This is a genomic window from Synechococcus sp. R6-5, assembly GCF_047461775.1.
In the GTDB taxonomy this organism is placed as follows: Bacteria; Cyanobacteriota; Cyanobacteriia; order Thermostichales; family Thermostichaceae; genus Thermostichus.
The window spans coordinates 1-1,097 of record NZ_JANSHV010000396.1 but is presented as its reverse complement, the minus strand read 5'-3'; the positions used below and the strand labels follow the sequence as shown (position 1 = coordinate 1,097).

The window sequence follows — 1,097 nt, the reverse complement described above, 5'->3', positions numbered from 1 at the left end:
GAAGCTGAGACATGGCCAAGGAGAAATTCGTACGGACGAAGCCACACGTGAACGTGGGGACGATGGGGCACATTGACCACGGCAAGACGACGCTGACGGCGGCGATCACCAAGGTGCTGTCGCTGAAGGGGCAGGCGCAGTTCATGGCGTATGACCAGATTGACAAGGCGCCGGAGGAGCGCGAGCGCGGCATCACGATATCCATTGCTCACGTGGAATACGAGACCGAGAAGCGGCACTACGCCCACGTGGACATGCCGGGGCATCGTGACTACATCAAGAACATGATCACCGGTGCGGCGCAGGTGGACGGGGCAATTTTGGTGGTGGCGGCGCCGGACGGGCCGATGCCGCAGACGCGCGAGCACGTGCTGTTGGCGCGGCAAGTGGAAGTGCCGAGCATCGTGGTGTTTCTGAACAAGGTGGACATGATGGACGACCCGGAGCTGCTGGAGCTGGTGGAGCTGGAGCTGCGGGAGTTGCTGAACAAGTATGGGTATCCTGGGGACACGACGCCGATCGTGCGGGGGAGCGCGCTGAAGGCGCTGGAGAGCACGTCGAAGGACCCGAACGCGCCGGAGTATGCGCCGATCTTGGAGCTGATGCGGACGGTGGATGAATACATTCCGACGCCGGTGCGAGCGGTGGACAAGCCGTTCATGATGCCGATTGAGGACGTGTTCAGCATCAAGGGGCGCGGGACGGTGGTGACAGGGCGCGTGGAGCGAGGGAAGCTGAAGGTGGGGGACACGGTGGAGATAGTAGGGCTGCGGGAGACGCGGAGCACGGTGGTGACCGGGCTGGAGATGTTCCACAAGGTGCTGGACGAGGCGGAGGCGGGGGACAACTGCGGGGTGCTGTTGCGCGGGATAGAGCGAGACGACGTGGAGCGCGGGATGGTGCTGGCGAAGCCGGGGAGCATCAAGCCGCACAGCGAGTTTGAGGCGCAAGTGTATGTGTTGAGGAAGGACGAGGGGGGTCGGCACAAGGCGTTCTTCAGCGGGTATCGGCCGCAGTTTTACATACGGACGATGGACGTGACCGGGGAGGTGCAGTTGCCGGAGGGGGTGGAGATGGTGATGCCCGGGGACAATGTG

At 63.4% G+C, this 1,097-nt stretch carries 1 protein-coding gene; it reads left to right on the top strand.

Annotated features, from left to right (window positions below):
- Positions 1-11 precede the first annotated feature (11 nt).
- Positions 12-1,097: elongation factor Tu (gene tuf / locus NW818_RS13960; protein ID WP_414424900.1), on the top strand; the 1,086-nt coding region annotated here is incomplete at its 3' end.